Origin of the sequence: Providencia lanzhouensis (assembly GCF_050469745.1) — a bacterium.
GTDB lineage: Bacteria > Pseudomonadota > Gammaproteobacteria > Enterobacterales > Enterobacteriaceae > Providencia > Providencia lanzhouensis.
In genome coordinates this window covers 3,103,467-3,123,875 of record NZ_CP174123.1, presented here as the reverse complement: position 1 = coordinate 3,123,875, position 20,409 = coordinate 3,103,467, and the positions used below count along the sequence as shown (strand labels likewise).

12 protein-coding genes are annotated in these 20,409 nt (G+C 41.2%); 8 read left to right on the top strand and 4 right to left on the bottom strand.

The genetic code is table 11. The features are described 5' to 3' along the window. The first annotated feature begins 252 nt into the window (after nucleotides 1-252). A complete protein-coding gene (locus ACIH2S_RS14760; RefSeq protein ID WP_108478332.1) occupies nucleotides 253-6,555 on the top strand; it encodes a TcdA/TcdB pore-forming domain-containing protein in 6,303 nt (2,100 codons plus the stop codon). A 68-nt stretch (nucleotides 6,556-6,623) separates the two neighbouring features. Here ACIH2S_RS14760 and ACIH2S_RS14755 read toward each other — a convergent pair whose 3' ends face one another. Next, nucleotides 6,624-9,782: an efflux RND transporter permease subunit gene (locus tag ACIH2S_RS14755; protein ID WP_036952571.1), complete on the bottom strand. Its 3,159-nt coding sequence runs from the start codon at nucleotides 9,780-9,782 to the stop codon at nucleotides 6,624-6,626. Between the two features lie 15 nt (nucleotides 9,783-9,797). Continuing rightward, nucleotides 9,798-10,988: an efflux RND transporter periplasmic adaptor subunit gene (locus ACIH2S_RS14750; RefSeq protein WP_036952569.1), complete on the bottom strand. Its 1,191-nt coding sequence runs from the start codon at nucleotides 10,986-10,988 to the stop codon at nucleotides 9,798-9,800. 134 nt (nucleotides 10,989-11,122) lie between these two features. Between ACIH2S_RS14750 and acrR the strand changes: the two genes are divergently transcribed. The 3 genes from acrR (at nucleotide 11,123) to mscK (ending at nucleotide 15,673) form a co-directional block, all read left to right on the top strand. After that, nucleotides 11,123-11,773, top strand: a complete 651-nt coding sequence (gene acrR, locus ACIH2S_RS14745; RefSeq protein ID WP_036952567.1) for a multidrug efflux transporter transcriptional repressor AcrR — start codon at nucleotides 11,123-11,125, stop codon at nucleotides 11,771-11,773. A gap of 12 nt (nucleotides 11,774-11,785) precedes the next feature. Next, on the top strand, nucleotides 11,786-12,139 hold the full coding sequence (locus ACIH2S_RS14740; RefSeq protein WP_036952565.1) for a DsrE/DsrF/TusD sulfur relay family protein: 354 nt from the start codon (nucleotides 11,786-11,788) through the stop codon (nucleotides 12,137-12,139). A gap of 144 nt (nucleotides 12,140-12,283) precedes the next feature. After that, complete coding sequence (mscK, locus tag ACIH2S_RS14735; RefSeq protein ID WP_108478331.1) at nucleotides 12,284-15,673, top strand: mechanosensitive channel MscK; 3,390 nt, start codon at nucleotides 12,284-12,286, stop codon at nucleotides 15,671-15,673. Between the two features lie 12 nt (nucleotides 15,674-15,685). Here the strand turns inward: mscK and ACIH2S_RS14730 are convergent, their stop codons facing one another. Next, on the bottom strand, nucleotides 15,686-15,856 hold the full coding sequence (locus ACIH2S_RS14730; protein WP_036952561.1) for a DUF2496 domain-containing protein: 171 nt from the start codon (nucleotides 15,854-15,856) through the stop codon (nucleotides 15,686-15,688). Between the two features lie 10 nt (nucleotides 15,857-15,866). After that, nucleotides 15,867-16,415, bottom strand: coding sequence for a primosomal replication protein PriC (priC, locus tag ACIH2S_RS14725; protein WP_036952559.1), 549 nt, complete (start codon nucleotides 16,413-16,415; stop codon nucleotides 15,867-15,869). Between the two features lie 143 nt (nucleotides 16,416-16,558). Between priC and apt the strand changes: the two genes are divergently transcribed. The 4 genes from apt to recR all read left to right on the top strand — a co-directional run bounded on the left by apt (nucleotide 16,559) and on the right by recR (nucleotide 20,147). Continuing rightward, nucleotides 16,559-17,110, top strand: a complete 552-nt coding sequence (gene apt, locus ACIH2S_RS14720) for an adenine phosphoribosyltransferase (protein WP_036952557.1) — start codon at nucleotides 16,559-16,561, stop codon at nucleotides 17,108-17,110. 118 nt (nucleotides 17,111-17,228) lie between these two features. Beyond that, nucleotides 17,229-19,175, top strand: coding sequence for a DNA polymerase III subunit gamma/tau (gene dnaX / locus ACIH2S_RS14715; RefSeq protein WP_108478330.1), 1,947 nt, complete (start codon nucleotides 17,229-17,231; stop codon nucleotides 19,173-19,175). Between the two features lie 43 nt (nucleotides 19,176-19,218). Further along, complete coding sequence (locus tag ACIH2S_RS14710) at nucleotides 19,219-19,548, top strand: YbaB/EbfC family nucleoid-associated protein (protein ID WP_006659291.1); 330 nt, start codon at nucleotides 19,219-19,221, stop codon at nucleotides 19,546-19,548. Then, on the top strand, nucleotides 19,548-20,147 hold the full coding sequence (gene recR, locus ACIH2S_RS14705) for a recombination mediator RecR (protein ID WP_036952553.1): 600 nt from the start codon (nucleotides 19,548-19,550) through the stop codon (nucleotides 20,145-20,147). Before ACIH2S_RS14710 ends, recR begins: the two co-directional genes overlap by 1 nt. The last annotated feature ends 262 nt before the right edge of the window (nucleotides 20,148-20,409 follow it).

The following is a 20,409-nucleotide window of genomic DNA, read 5'->3' as shown; positions in this document are numbered from 1 at the left end:
TTAACGCAGATGACTATAACGCTAATTTTCTATTCTGACGTTATCAAAAAATAAGAGAGAGCTATTAAAAACACCAATGCTATTTAATACCTCTATTTTTAATGAAAATGAATTGGTATGGTTTTATATTTGATCTTAAATTTAATTTCACAGATGGATTTTGTTATTTATTTAAAACTATTGTGCAATAATTAAAATTAGAATAATTTTTTAATTATTACATTTTTTTATTAAATAAATGGAGTTATAGAAATGAAAATTGATTTTCATTGTTCATCTGCTTTTTATTCTAAAAAAAATAACATTAACCCTAGAATCATATCTCAGGCATTACGTGATTTGGCGTTACGATCACCTTTTTGGTGGAATAGATCAGCTCAAGAAACTTCTGCAAGTCAAGATATTAAGCTATTTAAGGAGAATGCGATATCGTTCTCTAATACCAATACAATTAGTGCTGATAGCATGACAAGAGCGGGGAAACTCCCCTCACAAGGTTTTGTGAAATTGACGCAGAAATCACCAAATACTTACACCATTGAACCCATCTCCAGTGCTTCAAATCTTAGCCCAGAGCTAATCGTTAATGCTTACTTTTTAGGGTATAACGGCGCTAATCAATCAAGTACAAAACCAGCTTATGTTGATATACCTATACAGGCAGCGGAAGAAAGCTTTCTCTTTACTGGGTCTTTAACGGGATGCTCAGTTATCGTTACAAAACATAATGATACGACGTATCGTGTGTACCATGATGGAAGAGTTAATAGCTCGATATTATATGACAATGTGGTCATGGCATTTGATTTTATTGATTACCAAGTTGCCGGGACAGATGAAGGTTTGGCAATGGTTTATATGCGGTTTAATGAAGGTCAATGGGAGTTAATTTTACAGCGTCAGCAATATGAGGTTATTAATGGCATTCCCACACCACAACGACGAACACAAGGTGAAACAATAAGTCAGTTATATCCAGATGAAGAATTATCTCAATCAAATCTAGAGAAATTTAATCGATACCGTAGTGATACTCACCAAGAATTAGTGAATCTTGCTCGGGATTTTAATATTGATACGGGGCATATTGAAGATGGTGTTTATGAGGGCGGTGACTTTTCATCACAACATCCTGCGATTCTTCCTTGGGTAAATCTTCGAAATGAAATAAAAAAACATCTCAATATTGAGAGAGAAAAAATAGATGTAAAAATAGAGGATGCAAAAAAGGAACTTAGTAGCTTACAAAATAAAAGAACCGAGTTAAATCAAACAGAAATCACTCATGAAGATAAAGTTAGAATAGATGAATTAAATAAAATCATTGAATTTAATCAGAGGTTGAAAGAATATTATAAGCAAAAGTATAACTCTATTCTATCTGAAAGTTTATCTGTAGAACGTAGTTGGCTATGGTTGCAAATAAAAAACAATCATGGTGAAAATACTGTGATTAACGTAAATCAAGCGACTATTAAATCAGGTGTTCAATCTGAAAACACCAGAGATAGAAAAAAATATAATGTCCTATTAAGTAATGATATATGGAAAAATAATAGTGATTTTAATAATGGGATTCAACAATATGAAAAAGAAAGTATCCGCGGTTTCGATGATAAAATGTCTTCATCAGAAATGCGAGAGCTTTATATTAAGGGTGGGTTAAATGCTAATGAGCGTGGTGCTCTATCTCAATATATTAAAATAAAGGAAGAGTCTGAATACATAGAAAATGTTTTAAATTTCACATTAAAAACAAATACCCTATTTCAGGATGGAGGAAGCATTTATCAGCGCCTTGCTCCTCAAGATTTCTATTTACAATTAATGGGGGATGATGAAGGAGGGCGCTGCTATCCTCTCGTTAGATCCATGTCTGTTGCATTAGCGCTACATGATGGTACTTATGGTTCTGATGAACTTTTCAATAAGCTATTTACTGCAGCGGCATCACCGGAAGATAGAAACTCAGTTTTATTGAGATCATCACTGCAAAACTTACATTTTAATACGCAAGCTGTAGGAGCTTCCTCTTCAATTGGTCTACTTAATTTAAAGGAGATAAAAAAACTATTCATTGAATCTAATGGGACTCAGATGTATGCCTTAAATACCCGAAGCCATTCAATGCTAATAGGGAAAAAAAATTATAATGGTAAAACTCATTACTATTTTTATGATCCAAATTTTGGTCTTTACGTTTTTGATAACCCTAAAAAATTATTTAATTCATTAAATAACTTTTTGATCAAAGAAAAAATGGTATATCAATACGATGTGTTAATGGAAGAGTCTGTGCCTGTTTTTGATCTCGTATCGATTGATGTAGAGCAAATGGCAAACGTAGATGTTGGCTCAGGGTTAAAAGTCGAAGATTTAGTGTCTTCCTCTGAGTTATCTGAGGTTATTCCGAGGCGCCAAGAAACAATAAACTTTATTGAAAATCAAAGGTTATTGGCAAAAGATAGGCAAATAAAATCGTCTTTGAGTATTTTAAAAGCGGAGCAATGGGGAGGCCGCTTAGAATCATCACTTGATAAAATCACGCAAGAGCATCAATTAGATGAACACTGGCTACCTGTTTTTGCTAGCACGGATAAATTAGAGGATGGGCGGTATCAAATTCAGTTTGTTCATAAAGACAACGAAGAATCTTCCCGTTGGATTGAAACCTATGACAAAACGTTTTTTGAATTTAAACAATATTCTTATGAATCAATGCGTTATTTTAGTGATCATTACACATTTAATGATTTAGAGTTACAACATGAAGAGTGTCTTTCTGGTACTGAACATGTGGATGGGCTTAATTCAGCCATTGGTATTAAGGCATTGATTGAATGGTCAGCAAATCGCAATCGTCAGTCGGTTGCTTCGGGTAATCCTTCTAACTTAGAAAGTGCTTTGAAAATCCATGCATATGTGAGTTATACAATGATGGCTCATGGGGCGCTAAATGATGTATCACGGGTTGTGCGTTTAGCGGGGGCACTTTGGAAAGAGGGGGCTGAGGTTGTAAAAACAGAAATGAATAGCTTTTCATCATCAATTTTACGAACAGCAAATGAAGGGGTTGGTACGGTTTTTCAAGGGGTAATGGTCGGGTTTGATATTTATGAACTTGCAAATGCAGAAAATGAACCTCAGAAAACTATTATTGGGACTCAGTTGGCATTTGATTCTGCAGCGCTGGCGACAAGCGTTATGGGGTATGGGGCTTCGCTATTGGGAGCTGAAACTGCTGCTGGTGTCGCTATGCCATTAGCTGTGCCTTTAACGGGTCTTGGAATTGGTATCACTGAATTAGTCAAAATTAATGAGCGTCATGCACAAGAAACGCTAGAAGTTGGGATTATTTTTGCTCAATATAAAGATCACTATCAGAATGCAGCTATCAGTTATGATGAGGAGAAAAAATTATTAATTCCAACAGAAGGCATTGTTATTAAGGAAATTAACTTTCTTGATGGGAGCTTTACGCTAGGTAGTCACTATATTTATCGAGGTGAAAAAAGAACATGGATTTTTGGACATAGTGTTTTACACGATTTTCAATCACGTCCACGAGCTGATATCAATAAAGATGAAGCGATCAATATTAGAGAAGCAGTTGGTGTTTCGCAAAATGAGGTGGAATTTAATCCCTTTCAATCGAATATTCTGGTATTACCTGTAATACCAGAATGCTATTTAAGTTACAAGTATTCCTCTTTTTTGGGTGTTACAAGTCGTAACGACTATGGTTTTTCGGTTCTTAGAAAAATAGAGGAGGATTATCAGTTTTATTTTGACTATTTTTATTGTGCTCTAGAATCTGCTATATCAGAATTAAGACCTGAGTATGTTTTTACGCCTATTTCAGTTTTTTTAGATTCTAAAAATAAACATTTAATTGTTCCTATGCTTCCAGAATCTTGGCATGGCTATATAGAGCATGCAATTACAGGGAGCGGAGGGGAATATCGGATTACAATAAATCAAGGCGCTTCTTTAAGACTGAAACAATCTCCTCTTACGACTGGCCAGTCTACGTGGATTATTGATACTAGTTATATTGATGGTAATAAAGCTCTGCCAATTAAAATTAATGATAATGATATTAAAATTGGCAATACAGTTATTTATATTGATGGTACGGCTAAGTCCAATAAATTTCAGATTATAAATAGTCAGCATGAGATCAGAGAAGTTGATTTTAATAATAAAACTATAGATATCGTTCGTCTGAATGGTAAGCTGTGGGATTCGGAAAAAAGCAGCATTAAATCCTATCTTGATGATTTAGATAATAAAAATCAGTTACATAAACAATATGTCATTATCGATAATTATCAAGTTAACGGAATGAATGTTGGCAGGGCATTTTATGATGTCGCTAACCAGCGCATGCTACATACCAACTCATCTAATAAAGAAAACCAATCTGCAATGTTGATTACGATTATTGATGACACGGCATATTTTTATTCTAAAGCTGAGAATATAATCTGGTCAACTAACGCTAATAATGGCGAGTTATATGGGAGATTTGATTTTTTTGATATTTTAGGTAATAACTCAAGCGTTGAAAATATATCGATAAAAAATAATGTGATTATTGTTGAGTTAAAAAATAGAAATAGACGTAGTGAAGTGAATGTCGTTTATTATTTAGTGGATAATAAATTGAAATTGGCGAATATTTCAAATGACTTTATTTTAATGGAAAAATTAGCCAAAATAAATCCAGTAATGTCACCACAGCAGAAAAAATATTTTTTAAATCATGATTATTTAGTTAATGATAACTATATTAGAGCGAGTAAGGAGGATAAAAATGCATCACAAATAACATCATTAATAACAGCCCCTTCGCCAAACCTCGCTCCAACTGTGATGATAAAAAATACAAACTATTTAGGTTTCCAGTCTGTTTATTGGCTACGTACTCGTGACGGCGTATTAATAAAACCTAATTTAGCCAGACCAGATGATCATGATCAAAAGGAAATTGATAACATATCTCAAACAATGCACTGGTTTTCTACTAACCCTGACGAATTAGCTTATATGAATCGTAGGCTTGCAAATGGTGAACCTTTCAAGGATGTATTAGATCCTACTTATGCTGGTTTTACAAACAAATGGATATTGTTAGGTGTTGAAGAGCGATTTAGGGTGGCAAATACAGAGCCTACATTATTAAAAATAGTGGGGGCATGCTTTGAAAAATTTGATCCGCTCACGGATACTTGGAACTGGAAACCGCCAACCGATCTCACATTGGTAGGTAGTCTATTTGATGATAATGGAGGCGAGGTCTTTTTCTTTTATAGCAAAGAGTCAGATACAATTTTTCGTCAAGAAGGGCTAGGGCAAAAGGATATTGATCTTAAGAATCCAACCGCTAAGCGATTAAGCTTTGATGAAATAGAAACAGTTTTTGATTGGCATGGTAATTTATTAGTTATCCAAAAAAGCGGAGTGGTGAAACAACTTAATGTTAATGGTAGTGCAGATACTGTTGCAATAAATAAAAACTGGTTTGAAAATGAATCCTTTAATTGGGAAAATTTAAGCGGTTTTATTAATGAGCCTCATCCAATCACACTGTTTGGTTTAAAAGTAAAAGATGGAAAACAATCTTTATCAGCGTGGTATTTCAAAGGCAAAGTGATTGTTAGTGAGTCTTTACCATCTGAAAATACATTACAGTTTTTGGGTTTTGACTTACATAATGACAGTGGAATTATTTTTGATACACAAGCCAAAAAATTATATCAACAAAAGGCAATCTCTAGTGTGCTGCTAGCGACTATGTTTGATGATGATAAATCTTTAAAGCCTTCGGAACATTTACCAGAATATATTGAATTATATCCAGATGTCTCTCTTGAACATGTTCAGAAAATAAATGGGGGGTTAATGTTATCTTCTCGAGAACGCCAAATTATTTTTCATCCATTATCAAAAAGTGAACCATTAGGCTCATCCTTTATTATTAAAGGAACAAATAATGATGATATTCTTGCACCAAGACAGTTAAATACGGTTAAGACATTAATATTGAGTGGTGGGGAAGGTAAAGATATTTATCACTTGAAAATAGAAGATTGGCAAAACCATGAGACTATTGTTATTGATAATCAATCACAAGATAAGCAAATGGATTATCTTGCTATACCAATCAATGCGAAGAACAATGCAATTTTTGTTAATCGACTGAATAATGATTTAATTTTTACGGACTCCATTAATCAGACTTCACTAATTTTGCATAATATTTATGGAGATAATTCATCAAATAGCCGACATTTAATGATTCATTTTAATGATGGCATTTTAAATATCAGTGAACTTGCAGAAACGGTTACCGATCATCGTGGTGCCATGTATTTATTAAGCTATTTTGAAGAGAAGCCACGATGTAATGAAGAGCTGGCTTTTTTAGCTGAAAGTTGTAGCCAAATAACATTAAACAAAGATTTTAGTTATTTACAATATGATAATGTACAGATGAATACGCGAGGCCCAGAGATTTCTTCTATAGATATGATTCAATATAAAACACATTAAATGCTATTGATGGCAGTCATATAAATAAAAAGCCCCCAATTAAGGGGGCTTTTTTAACGCACTAGCGATTAATGAGCTGCTGGTGGCTGATTGTTATCAACGTGTTCTGGTGCCTTTGCAAAGCGGCGACGGATCACCACAAAGAATACCGGAACGAAGAAGATAGCTAATGATGTTGCTGCGAACATACCACCTAGTACGCCTGTACCGACGGAGTTCTGTGCTGCAGAACCTGCACCATTACTGAATACCAGAGGGATAACACCCAACATAAATGCCAGTGATGTCATCAGGATTGGTCTTAGACGCATTTTAACTGCATCTAATGTTGCTTCAATCAATCCTTTACCTTCTTTCTCCATCAAGTCTTTGGCGAATTCAACAATCAAGATTGCGTTCTTCGCCGATAACCCAATGGTGGTTAACAGACCTACTTTGAAGTAAACGTCGTTATCTAAGCCTCGGACTGAGGTGAAGAGTAACGCACCGATAACCCCAAGTGGAACCACTAACATAACCGAGAACGGTACAGACCAGCTTTCATACAGTGCAGCCAGACACAGGAATACAACAATCAGGGAAATCGCATACAGGGCAGGTGCCTGGTTACCAGACAAACGCTCTTGATACGACATACCTGTCCACTCATAACCGATACCCGCAGGTAGGTTTTCGGTGGTCAGTTTTTCCATCATCAACATTGCAGCACCGGTACTTTGACCTTCTGTTGCTTGACCTTGAATGTTCATCGCTGGAACACCGTTATAACGTTCTAAACGTGGTGAACCGTATTTCCAAGGATCTTTAGATGTATCTAAGAATGCCGAGAATGGCACCATTTTTCCTTGGTTATTACGAACATACAGGTTGCTGATATCTGACGGCAACATACGGCTTTCCGCGTCACCTTGTACGTAAACTTTCTTCACACGACCACGGTCGATAAAGTCATTGACGTACGATCCACCAAACACGGAGCTGAGAGTTGCGTTGATATCGCTGATCGCAACGCCTTGCGCCTGTGCTTTTTGCTGGTCAATGTAGATTCGATACTGTGAGGTATCATCTTGACCATTCGGGCGTACACCTTGCAAAATTTCAGGGTGCTGAGCGGCTAGTCCAAGTAACTGATTACGTGCTTCCATCAGTTTTTCATGACCTAAACCTGCTTTATCTACCAACTCAAAGTCAAAACCGTTTGATGTTCCTAATTCGACGATTGCTGGTAAGTTAAAGGCATAAATGAAGGCGCCTTGTTTTTTGGATAGTGCTGCGTTTGCACGTGCAACAATCGCATCCACATGGTTTTCGTCACCTTTACGCTCATCCCAGTTTTTCAGAACGACGAACGCAAGACCCATGTTTTGCCCTGCACCTGCAAAGCTAAAGCCACCAACAGTAAATACAGACTCAACGTTTTTACCTTCATCTACTCTGAAGTAATTACTCACTTCATCCAAGATGACCTCGGTTTGCTCTTGAGTTGATCCTGGTGGTAACTGCACCATGGATAAGAACACCCCTTGGTCTTCTGCTGGTAAGAATGATGATGGCAGACGAACGAACATAAATGCCATACCCACTACCAGTAAAACGTAGATCACAAGGTAACGACCTGTACCATTCAACATACGGCTTACGCTGTCTGTGTAATGGTGAGCTTGCTTTTCAAATACGCGGTTAAACCATCCAAAGAACCCTTTTGTGGAACCATGGCTGCCTTTTTCAATTGGCTTCAACATAGTTGCACACAGTGCAGGGGTCAGGATCATCGCAACTAATACTGATAGCAGCATCGATGAAACGATGGTGATAGAGAACTGACGGTAAATTGCCCCTGTAGACCCGCCGAAGAAGGCCATTGGGATAAATACCGCAGACAGCACCATTGCAATACCGACCAGAGCACCTTGAATTTGCCCCATAGATTTTTTGGTCGCCTCTTTTGGTGGCAGACCTTCTTCTTGCATTACACGCTCAACGTTTTCAACCACAACGATGGCGTCATCCACGAGAAGACCGATGGCAAGTACCATCGCGAACATGGTTAAGGTGTTTATCGAGTAGCCAAAGGCTGACAAGATAGCAAAGGTACCTAACAGCACCACTGGTACCGCGATTGTTGGGATCAATGTTGCACGGATGTTCTGCAAGAACAGATACATAACCACAACAACCAACATAATTGCTTCGACCAGCGTTTTAACTACTTCGTTAATTGAAATCTTAACGAATGGCGTTGTATCGTACGGGTAAACAACTTCTAACCCTTCAGGGAAGAACGGTTCCATATCAGCTAATGCTGCACGGACGTTATTTGCCGTATCCAGTGCGTTTGCGCCCGTTGCGAGTTTAATACCAATACCCGCAGCTGGCATGCCGTTAAAACGAGCAATTGTACTGTAGTTTTCCGCACCTAATTGAACAGTAGCGACATCTTTCAAACGAACTTGAGAACCATCTTGGTTCACGCGTAATAAGATGTTAGAAAACTCTTCAACGTTGCTTAAGCGAGTTTGAGCAATAATTGATACGTTCAAACGCTGGCCGCCAACAGGAGGAGTTCCCCCTAATTGACCGGCTGCAACTTGGTTGTTCTGTACACGAATCGCATTAATGACATCCGAAGTTGCCATGTTGTACTTAACAAGTTGCTCTGGTTTTAACCAAATACGCATTGCATATTGGGTACCAAACAGCTGGGTTTCACCAACACCATTAACACGACTAAGAGGGTCTTTAATATTCGAACCTACGTAGTCGGCAATGTCGTATTGACCCATTGAACCGTCTTTAGAAATAAAGCCTGCAACCATTAAGAATGAGCTGGTTGACTTATCCACACTAATACCTTGTTGCTGTACTTCTTGAGGTAAAAGTGGCATAGCCAATTGCAGCTTATTCTGTACCTGTACTTGGGCGATATCGCCATCAGTACCCGCTTCAAAAGTCAGCGTAATACTTGCTGAACCTGATGAATCACTGGTTGATGACATATACACCAAGTTATCGATACCGTTCATATTCTGTTCGATAACTTGGGTCACCGTATTTTGTACCGTTGACGCATCCGCCCCTGGGTAGTTAGCTGAAATGGAAACAGCCGGCGGTGCAATCGTCGGATACTGAGCGACAGGTAACTTGATAATTGCCAGCAGACCCGCAAGCATGGTGATAATCGCAATTACCCACGCAAAAATTGGTCTATCTATAAAAAACTTAGGCATTAATCAATCGCTCCCTTATTTAGACGCGGTTTCAGGTTTTGCCTGAGTGTCTACAATGGATTGGGTTTCTAAGTTTGCTTGCTTCGGCACAACAACCATACCTGGTTTGATTTTCTGTAAGCCAATCACAATGACACGGTCGCCATCTTTCATGCCTTCAGTTACTAACCAGTTGTTGCCAATCGCTTGTGCGACTTGTACTTTGCGTACTTCAACTTTGTTTTCAGCGCCAACAACCATCACTTGCGCATCACCTTGCGGAGTACGTGCAACACCTTGTTGTGGGACTAAAATCGCGTTTTCTTTCACACCATCTTCTAAAATAGCGCGAACAAACATACCCGGCATCAGCTCTTTGTTCGGGTTAGGGAATACTGCACGCATCGTGATGGAACCTGTGGTTTCATCGACAGTAACGTCAGAAAACTCTAATTGCCCTTTCTGCGCGTATTCTTGCCCGCCATTAATGACTAAGCTAACAGGCGCTTTACCCGGTTCTTTTTGCAGAGCACCATTTTCGATTTCAGCTTTTAAACGTAAGAAATCTTCGCTCGACTGAGTGACATCCACGTAGATAGGATCTAACTGTTGAACGCGCATCAGTTCAGTTGCTTGACCAGCTGAAACTAAAGCACCTTCAGTCACGTTGGATTTACCAGTACGTCCACTGATAGGGGCAGTGACTTTGGTGTAATTCAAATTAATACGTGCTGTTTCAACTGCCGCTTCAGCCGCTTTTACTGCAGCCAGTGATTGAGCATACGTTGAGTTCGCTTGATCGTATTCTTGTCGGCTAATGTAATTCGTGCCAAGCAGTGGCTTATAACGTTTAACAGTTAATGCGGCGAGATTAGCATTTGCTTGCGCTTTGGCTAATTCTGCTTTAGCACTATTGTAGGTTGCTTGGAAAGGTGCCGGGTCGATTTGATATAACGATACGCCAGCCTCAACATCGCTACCTTCTTTGTAGTTACGTTTTAGGATGATGCCACTTACTTGTGGGCGAACCTCTGCAATACGAAATGCAGATGTACGGCCTGGGAGTTCGGTCTTAATGGTCAGAGGTTCAGCTTTCAGCGTAACAATTCCTACATCAGGCGCCGGGCGTTCACCGCCACCTTTCTGTTCTTCGTTACAACCAGATAACGCTAAGCCGCCTGAAAGGACCAACAGAGCCAGAGGTAACACCCCTCTGTTTTTTCGCATAAGTTAACCTCAATTAATCGATATGAGTTCAAAACAAAATTAAGAAAAAAAGCAAATTATATGATTTATCACTATGCTATAGTACAAACATACACTAATGTATGTAAATCAGCTTTCGATAAAAACGAGCGTCAATGGCACGAAAAACTAAACAACAGGCTGAAGAAACCCGTCAGGAAATATTAGATGCAGCCATCAAAACATTTTCTGAACGAGGAGTAACAGCCACATCATTAGCCGATATAGCCAAAGCTGCGGGCGTTACCCGTGGAGCTATATATTGGCATTTTAAAAATAAGGTGGATCTGTTCCATCAAGCCTGCGAATTTAGCGATAATCAAATTACTCAAGCTGAGGATTATTATCGTTCGAAATATACCAATGATCCACTTTTAATACTAAGAGAATTGCTAATATATATTCTTACCGATTTTATTAGTACTCCTAAAAACCGCGCGTTAATGGAAATCTTTTTCTTAAAATGTGAGCTCGTCGGAGAAATGGCTTCTGTCGTTGATTTTAAACGTGAAAATTATCTGGCAAGCGAACAGCGGATTATTAAGAATTTACGTGACTGTGTGGATGCAGGGCAACTTCCTGCCGATTTAGATTTAGCGTGTAGTGCGGTTATGATCCGCGCACTGATGTCGGGCTTACTTGAAAACTGGTTATTACAGCCAGAGCGTTTTATTATAGACGCACATACAACGACGTTAGTTGATACTCTATTAGAAACGCTCAAAAATAGCGTTTCGCTGCGAGTCAAACCGACGCCAAACGAATAATCGGAGAAAACCATGTCATCCATTTTGATCATTGCGAATGGCGCACCTTACGGAAGTGAAATGTTGTTTAACTCTCTGCGCTTAGCTATCACAATAAAAGAGCAACACCCTCAAACCGACCTGAAAATTTTCCTAATGTCCGATGCCGTCACTGCAGGGATCACTGCACAAAAACCGAAAGAAGGGTATAACCTTCAGCAAATGTTAGAGATTTTAACCGCGCAAAACGTACCTGTTAAATTATGCAAGACCTGTACTGATGCTCGTGGTATCAGTGAGCTGCCATTAATTGATGGCGTCGAAATCGGTACACTGGTTGATTTAGCTGCGTGGACATTAGACGCCGAAAAAGTTCTCACCTTTTAATTTTATCGCTATTGATTAAAAAAGCTTTTTGAGAATTGAGCTGCGGTTTGCCAAAATTGCAGCTCAAATAGCAAGTTAGAACTAATTGGTATTAGCGCTAAACAATTTAAGTGCTAAATAATAGTAGGATGACAACGAGATATCATGGGCTCACTGATGCAATATAGAAAAGTGTGGTTATATTCAATCAGAATATTTTTGGCATTTGCCATCACCTTTTTCTCTTTTCAAATTTCCGCTGCAACAATTAATAACCTTCCCAGCAAAAACGAGATAAAAACAGAGCTCAATTCGCTAAATAAAAAAAACAATGCGGGGCAAGAAGATAAATTCACTATTGCCGATTTGGAAAAGTCATTAAATTATTATGATGAGCTGGAAAAACTCGATCAGCGTTCAGACGAACTGCAAAAAAAATTAAGTCACTCCGGTGAAGAGTCAAAAAAAGCGGTTCAAGGTTTATTGCAAATAAAAAATCAGAATGAAAATCCTGATATTAACTTTCAGCATCAAATTGAAAATAGCAGCCTACAACAATTAGAGTCCATGTTGGCAACCCATTTGGATAACCTGCAAGCGGAGCAAAATGATCTCGCCACGTACAACAGCCAACTGATCGGTTTGCAAACTCAACCTGAGCGCGCCCAAGCTATCATGTTGGATAATGCGAGAAGGCTGCAAGAGATCCGCAATGAGCTTAACAGCACATTGACTGACTCCAACAAGCTTCGCCCCTCACAAGTGAATATGCTGCAACTGGAGCAATACCTTCTACAGCAGCAAAACGAATTTCAAAAGCGCGTTCTTCAAGCCAATACGCAACTCCAAGATGTTTTACAGAAACAGCGTGATTACACGGCGGCGTACATTGAGCAACTCGATGCGCGAATTCAGGTGATCCAAGAAGCGATTAGCAAAGAGCGTCTCAGTGATTCCCAATCGACAGTCCGTGAAGCACAAAACACCTCTACGGATGATACCGTACAGCAAAATCCGATTATTCAAAAAGAGGTGGAGATCAATAACAAACTGAGCAACCGCTTGATTGAAGTGACTCAAGACGGCAACAAAATGGTGCAAAATGGCATCCGAGTAAAAACTTGGTTAGAACGTGCCACACAGTCAGAACGAAACTTAAAAGAGCAAATCAACGTATTACGCGGAAGTTTGCTGCTATCGCGAATTCTTTTTCAGCAACAAATTGATTTACCCGCTGATATCTTAACCAAAAACTTACCTGTCACCATCGCCGACCTGCGTTTGGAGCAATTTGATATTAACCAGCAGCGTGATGCGTTATACCAACCTACTGACTACATTAATACTCTGGAGCATGAGCAAGCGGTTAAGGTTGGAGAGCAAGAAAATGCTCGCTTGTTTACCCCAGAAGATAAAGCGGCACTGGTAAAAATCTTGGATGTTCGCCGTGAATTATTGGATGAATTGAATTTACAGCTAGGTGGGCAAATTTCCCAAGCCATTAATTTGCAACTGGATCAAAACCAATTATTGAGTGTGGTCAGCTCGCTTGAGCATACTTTGGCTCAGCAGATTTTCTGGGTAAACAGTAATAAACCGATGGATATCGAGTGGTTAAAAGCGTTTCCAGAAGCGGCCACAAATCAATTAACTCACCTCGATTTTGATTTTTCATTCTCTAGCCTGAAAAAAGGCTTGCTGAGCTCGCTGTGGGTGACGATCCCTTTATTATTGGCGGCACTGATCTTTATCTGGTTGAATCGAAAAATCACCCAACGTCTACATGATATTGACCTGCGTTTATCCAGTCTGCGTAACGACAGCGTATTGAATACACCGTTGGCGCTGTTTCTCACGTTGCTACAAACCATCCCAATCTCATTAGTGGTTATCGCCATTGGTTACTGGTTCTTAAAAACCGGTAACCTGCAAGGGGAGTTTATTTGGTCTTATTTCTTGCAACTCGCTATTTTCTGGGCGCTATTTGAATTAACGTTCAGGGTGTTAAAACCTCAAGGTATTGCAGAGAAACATTTTAATATTGAACATGAAAATGCTCAGCGTATGCGCCGTCGAATGGTGCGTTTATCAGTACCGCTGATCCCGCTTATCTTCTTTTCCACTTATGGAATGATTAACCCGCTGAAGGTGTCTGAGGATGTGATTGGGCAGCTAGTGGTTTCTATCTGTTTATTATTATTGTGTATTTTTACTATCCCGTTCTGTAAACAGGTGTGGAAGGAAACGGGGAGCCACTTAACTCGCTCGATTTTGATTACGTTACTGACATTCTCTCCGCTGATTTTAATCGGCTTGATGATTGCGGGATACTATTACACCACACTCCGTTTAGCCAACCGTTGGTTAGATAGCTTGTACCTGCTGGTGCTTTGGTACATCACATATAATGTTTGTTTACGTGGGTTAAGTTTAGGCGCAAGAAAACTGGCGTATAAGCGTGCGCTTGAGCGCCGAGCGCAGTCAAAACAGCAAGAAGATACTGAAAACGAGCCTATCAAAGAGCCACCAATGACCATTGAGTTGATTAGCCAGCAGTCTCTGCGCTTAACCACAATGGTGCTGTTTATTATTTTTGCGTTTGCGTTTTACGCCATTTGGTCTGATTTTATTACGATTTTCTCCTTCCTCGATAGTGTCCAACTCTGGAGCTATACCGCCACATCAGCGGAAGGGGCGAATATCATGCAGCATGTGACCTTAGCGAACTTGATTTTAGCGGTGGTGATTGTGGTAGTGGCGTGGATCATGACACGCAACCTACCAGGGTTACTGGAAGTGTTGGTATTATCGCGGCTCAAACTGCGCCAAGGTTCCACCTATGCCATCACCACCATGCTGACCTACGTGATTGTCAGTATCGGGGCAATTGCATCCCTTGGGATGATAGGGGTCACGTGGAATCAGTTGCAATGGTTAGCTGCTGCCTTAACCGTTGGTCTCGGTTTTGGTTTACAGGAAATTTTTGCGAACTTCGTTTCGGGGATTATTTTACTGTTCGAAAGACCGATTCGCATTGGGGATACCGTCACCATCGGGACTTACTCGGGAACAATCAGTAAGATCCGTATTCGTGCTACCACGATTGTGGATTTCGATCGCAAAGAGGTGATCATTCCGAACAAAGCATTCGTTACTGAGCGTTTAATCAACTGGTCGCTCTCAGACACGGTCACGCGAATTACGATCTCTTTAGGTGTCGCGTATGGTTCAGATTTGGAAAAAGTGAAGCGCGTATTACTGCAAGCAGCCACCTCTAACAGTAAAGTGATGACGGATCCTGCGCCAGCGGCATATTTCTTAAGTTTTGGTGCCAGCACATTGGATCACGAATTACGTTTTTATGTGCGCCAAATCGGTGAGCGTACTATCACCAGTGATGAAGTGAACCGTGAAATTGACCGGTTATGTCGTGAAAACGATATCAATATCGCCTTCAATCAATTGGAAGTGCATTTGCATAACAATCAAGGGGATGAAGTGCAGGAAGTGACCAAGATTATCAAAGATAAAGATAATGATAAAAATGGCGATTAAAAATAACCTGCGTTAATTATCATTCTGACAGGCTGCTTCGGCGGCCTGTTTGTTGAGATAATCCTGCTTAACCATCTCTAATGCTTTTAGGACTGTGTTGGTATCAACTTCAGCCGATTCTAACAAGTAAATTAAATCTACCGCGAGTTGGGTTTCGAGTGGTGCAGTGTCCAGTGTTTCCATTCGCGATCCTTTAATCAAAAAATTGGTTTTCTTGGTGTTCGATGGCTTTTTCAATACGCATTAATGCTTGTCTACAGCGATATAAACGACCAGCCAACGCGGCGAGTTCTTTTTGGCACTGGTGCTGTAAATGTGAGTCAGTTAAGCCACTTAAATAGAGCTCTTTTTCGCTCACCATTGCTTGTAAACGGCGTTCATAATCTTGATGTTGTGATAAACGTTCATATAAATCAACCTGTTCCTTTTTCGACCGAAAAGAATCTTCTTTTTCCCGTAGCCCTTGTGTAGACAGTTCTCGGGAGATAGCTTGCATTTGATGCACGATTTTTTCGGTTAAAAAATTCACTTGCTGGGCATGGTTAAGGGCAACGCTATTACACAATTGCTGATACAAGGTATTGAGCTCTTTCTGGCAATCCCCTAACTTGGTGGATTTATGGCTAAATAGCTGCATATCAAATCGGGAGTGTGAAAACTCATGGTCTTTGATGGGAGCCACGCGCTCCGCTAATTCATCAATCTGCTTTTTCAATGCCTCTAACAGAGCCTGTGTTTTCATTTTTTATTCTCAATAAATGTGAAAAGTGGCGGAATATTGATATCCAACAATAAAACTTACAGCAAATAGACGGCTTCTTATTGCATTTTGATGGTAGTTTGCATAGATTCTACCCTTTCGTATTTACTATATTGGTTTTTATTATGACCGCTAAAGAGCAACAACTGCAATTGATTAAAGAAAGTATCGCGACTATCCCTAACTATCCAAAAGAGGGTGTGCTGTTTCGCGATATTACCACACTGTTAAATGACCCGGCGGCTTATCAAGCGACAATCGATATGCTGGTTGAGCATTATCAAAACAAAGGTGTGACCAAAATTGTTGGTACTGAAGCCCGTGGTTTCTTGTTCGGCGCTCCTGTTGCATTACGCTTAGGCGTAGGTTTTGTGCCTGTGCGTAAAAAAGGCAAATTACCGCGTGAAGTTTTAAGTATGACGTATGATCTGGAATACGGCACCGACACACTGGAAATCCACAAAGACAGCATTACCGCACAAGACAACGTACTGGTGGTAGATGACCTATTAGCAACCGGTGGTACTGTCGAAGCAACCGTGAAAATGATCAAACAGCTAGGCGCAAAAGTGGTGGATGCTGCTTTCGTTATCGGACTGCCAGATTTAGGCGGTGTTGAGCGTTTAGCTAAAGAAGGCGTTACGTCCTACAGTCTTGTTGAGTTCCCAGGCCACTAATCTGCTCCGCACTCTTCTTACTATTTTTACTGCAGTCTCGCCCAATGGGTTGAGGCTGTGGTAGCATGGTACTATTATTATATTTATCAATGTCCCATGTTGAATAACAGTGGAATCCATGAGCTATCAGGTACTTGCCCGTAAGTGGCGCCCCCAAAAATTTTCAGACGTTGTTGGTCAGCAGCATGTGTTGACTGCACTTGCTAATGGGCTTGAGCACCAACGGCTTCATCACGCTTATCTTTTCTCGGGTACCCGCGGTGTCGGGAAAACCACGATCGCCCGTTTGTTTGCCAAAGGGTTAAACTGCGAAACGGGGATCACGGCAACGCCTTGCGGAAAATGCGCCAACTGTTTGGAAATTGAACAGGGGCGATTTGTTGACCTGATTGAGATTGATGCGGCATCACGCACTAAAGTCGAAGATACGCGAGAGTTACTGGATAACGTCCAGTATGCGCCAGCGCGTGGTCGCTTTAAAGTCTACCTAATAGACGAAGTTCACATGTTGTCGCGCCACAGTTTCAATGCGCTGCTTAAAACACTCGAAGAGCCACCGGAACACGTCAAATTTTTACTTGCCACGACCGATCCGCAAAAACTGCCTGTCACGATTTTATCCCGCTGTTTACAGTTCCACCTGAAAGCGCTGGATGTCCCACAAATCAGTGAACAGCTCGAGTTGATCCTGAATGCGGAAAATATTGAGCACGATACTCGTGCTCGTCAGTTGATTGCCCGCGCCGCTGACGGCAGTTTGCGTGATGCGCTGAGCTTGACTGACCAAGCGATTGCTATGGGGCAAGGTAAGGTCACTGCGGATATCGTGAGCCAAATGTTGGGCACGCTTGACGATGAGCAGCCTCTTGCCATTATTGAAGCCCTCGTTCGTGCAGATGGTCTTGGCGTGATGGCTCAAGTGGATCAAGCCGCTTCCCGTGGCGCTGATTGGGAAAACCTACTGGTTGAAATACTCTCTCAGCTTCATCGTATCGCGATGATCCAGCTGCTGCCCGCGGAACAAGAAACGGATCCTTCCTCTACGGAAGGGCGCCTAAGACAAGTGGCACGATTAATTTCCCCAGCGGATCTTCAACTTTTTTATCAAACCTTGCTGGTGGGGCGCAAAGAACTGACATTCGCGCCTGAAAGACGCATGGGCGTGGAAATGGCATTATTAAGAGCGTTAGCCTTCCATCCAAAGAGCATTATTGAAGAAGTGGAATTGCCGCCGAAATTAGTTTCAAGCGTGCCAGCTCCTGCTTTTCAGCCGGAACCTGCACCATCAACGGTAAGGCGCCCAGCCCCGCAACCGGCGAGCGCAGAGAACTTACCAGAAAATAGCCCAACATTGCAGCTATTGAAAGCCAGACAGGCACTACAAACGCCACAAAGTGAGGATCCGAGTCCAAAAAAGACTCATCCGGTGACGTCCGAAAGGGCTAAGCCGGCGGTTTCAGCACTTGAGCGGCTGGCCGCGGTAACCAGCAAACATCAGCAAAATGTGATGGAAAAAGCGTCACAGAAAACAAAGCCTGCGAAGCCGAAGCCATACCAGTGGAAGCCTCAAAATGGTGAGGTTCTCGACGCAAAAGACGCAGTGACGACGCCTACTGAGATCAAAGAGGCGTTGGAATATGAAAAAACCCCTGAATTAGCAATAAAAATCACCGAAGAAGGGCGTGAACGTGATAGTTGGTCGGGGGAAATCGCGCAATTAAATATTCCGAAGCTAGTTGAACAATTGGCTTTGAATTCATATAAAGAAGAATTGAACGAGTCGCAAATTGTATTGCACTTGCGCTCCGCTCAACGCCATCTTGATAAACCTAGCGCTCTAAAAGCGTTACAAGATGCGTTGAGTGAACATTATGGTCGCCCTGTTGAACTGAAAATCGTTCACGATGATAATACGGCGGTGAAAACGCCGTTGGAATGGCGTCAGGCGATTTATGAAGAGAAACTGGCGCAAGCCCGTCAGTCTATTATTGCGGATAAAACAATTCAAAAATTGCGTGCCATGTTTGATGCGCAGTTGGATGAAGAGAGTATTCGCCCCGTTTAACGCTACAGTTGCGAATCTGTAGCCTCAGTTGTGAGAGAAAACTATGTTTGGTAAAGGTGGATTGGGTAACCTGATGAAACAGGCCCAGCAAATGCAAGATAAAATGCAGAAAGTTCAGGAAGAAATCGCTCAACTCGAAGCTACTGGCGAATCTGGTGCTGGCTTAGTCAAAGTGACCATCAATGGTTCACATAACTGCCGCCGTGTTGAAATCGATCCTAGCCTGTTAGAAGACGACAAAGATATGCTGGAAGACTTGATTGCTGCGGCATTCAACGACGCAGCTCGTCGTATCGAAGAAACGCAAAAAGAAAAAATGGCTAGCGTATCTAGCGGTATGCAACTGCCACCAGGCTTTAAGATGCCATTCTAATGCAAACGAGTCCGCTTCTTGAATCATTGATGGAAGCGCTGCGCTGTCTCCCCGGTGTGGGACCCAAGTCAGCGCAGCGAATGGCTTTCCAACTTCTGCAACGTGACCGTAGTGGCGGAATGCGTTTGGCTCAGTCGCTGACTCGTGCAATGTCCGAAATCGGGCATTGCCGCGACTGCCGCACATTTACTGAGCAAGACACCTGCAATATCTGCGATAACCCGCGTCGTCAGCAAAATGGGCTGATTTGCGTAGTGGAAAGTCCCGCAGATATCTACGCTATCGAGCAAACCGGGCAATTCTCGGGGCGCTATTTCGTACTCATGGGGCATTTGTCGCCATTAGACGGCATTGGACCGATGGATATCGGGCTGGATAGGCTCGAAGAACGACTGGCATCGGAAAACATCACTGAAGTGATTTTGGCGACCAACCCGACAGTAGAAGGGGAGGCGACGGCGAACTATATTGGGCAGATGTGTGCGCAGTATGGGGTGGCGGCGAGCCGGATTGCGCATGGGGTGCCTGTCGGCGGTGAGTTAGAAATGGTCGACAGCACGACGCTTTCTCATTCGTTGTCAGGCCGCTCGAAATTGTAGCATCCTCGTCATATTTCAAATTGTAGGGGGTGTTGGCTGCACAACCTCACCCTAGTCACATACTTCAGTATGCTCCTAGGGATAAGCTTGCTTGCCGCCTACCTACAACTTTGAACTATTTAGAGGATGATGGTGGGGAGTTGTTTTTAAAATTTAAAGGCAAACCCCTCAAAGCAAAAATATTAAAGCAAAACCTTCCAAGCAAAAGCATCGTAGTTTTTGGTCATTTCCTTTTGTTCATATTAATTTGGCTGCTAATTTG

Bases quoted from the DNA above. Each gene is read 5' to 3' on its own strand.
- ACIH2S_RS14760 (WP_108478332.1), top strand. From the start codon at position 253: ATGAAAATTGATTTTCATTGTTCATCTGCTTTTTATTCTAAAAAAAAT.
- ACIH2S_RS14755 (WP_036952571.1), bottom strand. From the start codon at position 9,782: ATGCCTAAGTTTTTTATAGATAGACCAATTTTTGCGTGGGTAATTGCG.
- ACIH2S_RS14750 (WP_036952569.1), bottom strand. From the start codon at position 10,988: ATGCGAAAAAACAGAGGGGTGTTACCTCTGGCTCTGTTGGTCCTTTCA.
- acrR (WP_036952567.1), top strand. From the start codon at position 11,123: ATGGCACGAAAAACTAAACAACAGGCTGAAGAAACCCGTCAGGAAATA.
- ACIH2S_RS14740 (WP_036952565.1), top strand. From the start codon at position 11,786: ATGTCATCCATTTTGATCATTGCGAATGGCGCACCTTACGGAAGTGAA.
- mscK (WP_108478331.1), top strand. From the start codon at position 12,284: ATGGGCTCACTGATGCAATATAGAAAAGTGTGGTTATATTCAATCAGA.
- ACIH2S_RS14730 (WP_036952561.1), bottom strand. From the start codon at position 15,856: ATGGAAACACTGGACACTGCACCACTCGAAACCCAACTCGCGGTAGAT.
- priC (WP_036952559.1), bottom strand. From the start codon at position 16,415: ATGAAAACACAGGCTCTGTTAGAGGCATTGAAAAAGCAGATTGATGAA.
- apt (WP_036952557.1), top strand. From the start codon at position 16,559: ATGACCGCTAAAGAGCAACAACTGCAATTGATTAAAGAAAGTATCGCG.
- dnaX (WP_108478330.1), top strand. From the start codon at position 17,229: ATGAGCTATCAGGTACTTGCCCGTAAGTGGCGCCCCCAAAAATTTTCA.
- ACIH2S_RS14710 (WP_006659291.1), top strand. From the start codon at position 19,219: ATGTTTGGTAAAGGTGGATTGGGTAACCTGATGAAACAGGCCCAGCAA.
- recR (WP_036952553.1), top strand. From the start codon at position 19,548: ATGCAAACGAGTCCGCTTCTTGAATCATTGATGGAAGCGCTGCGCTGT.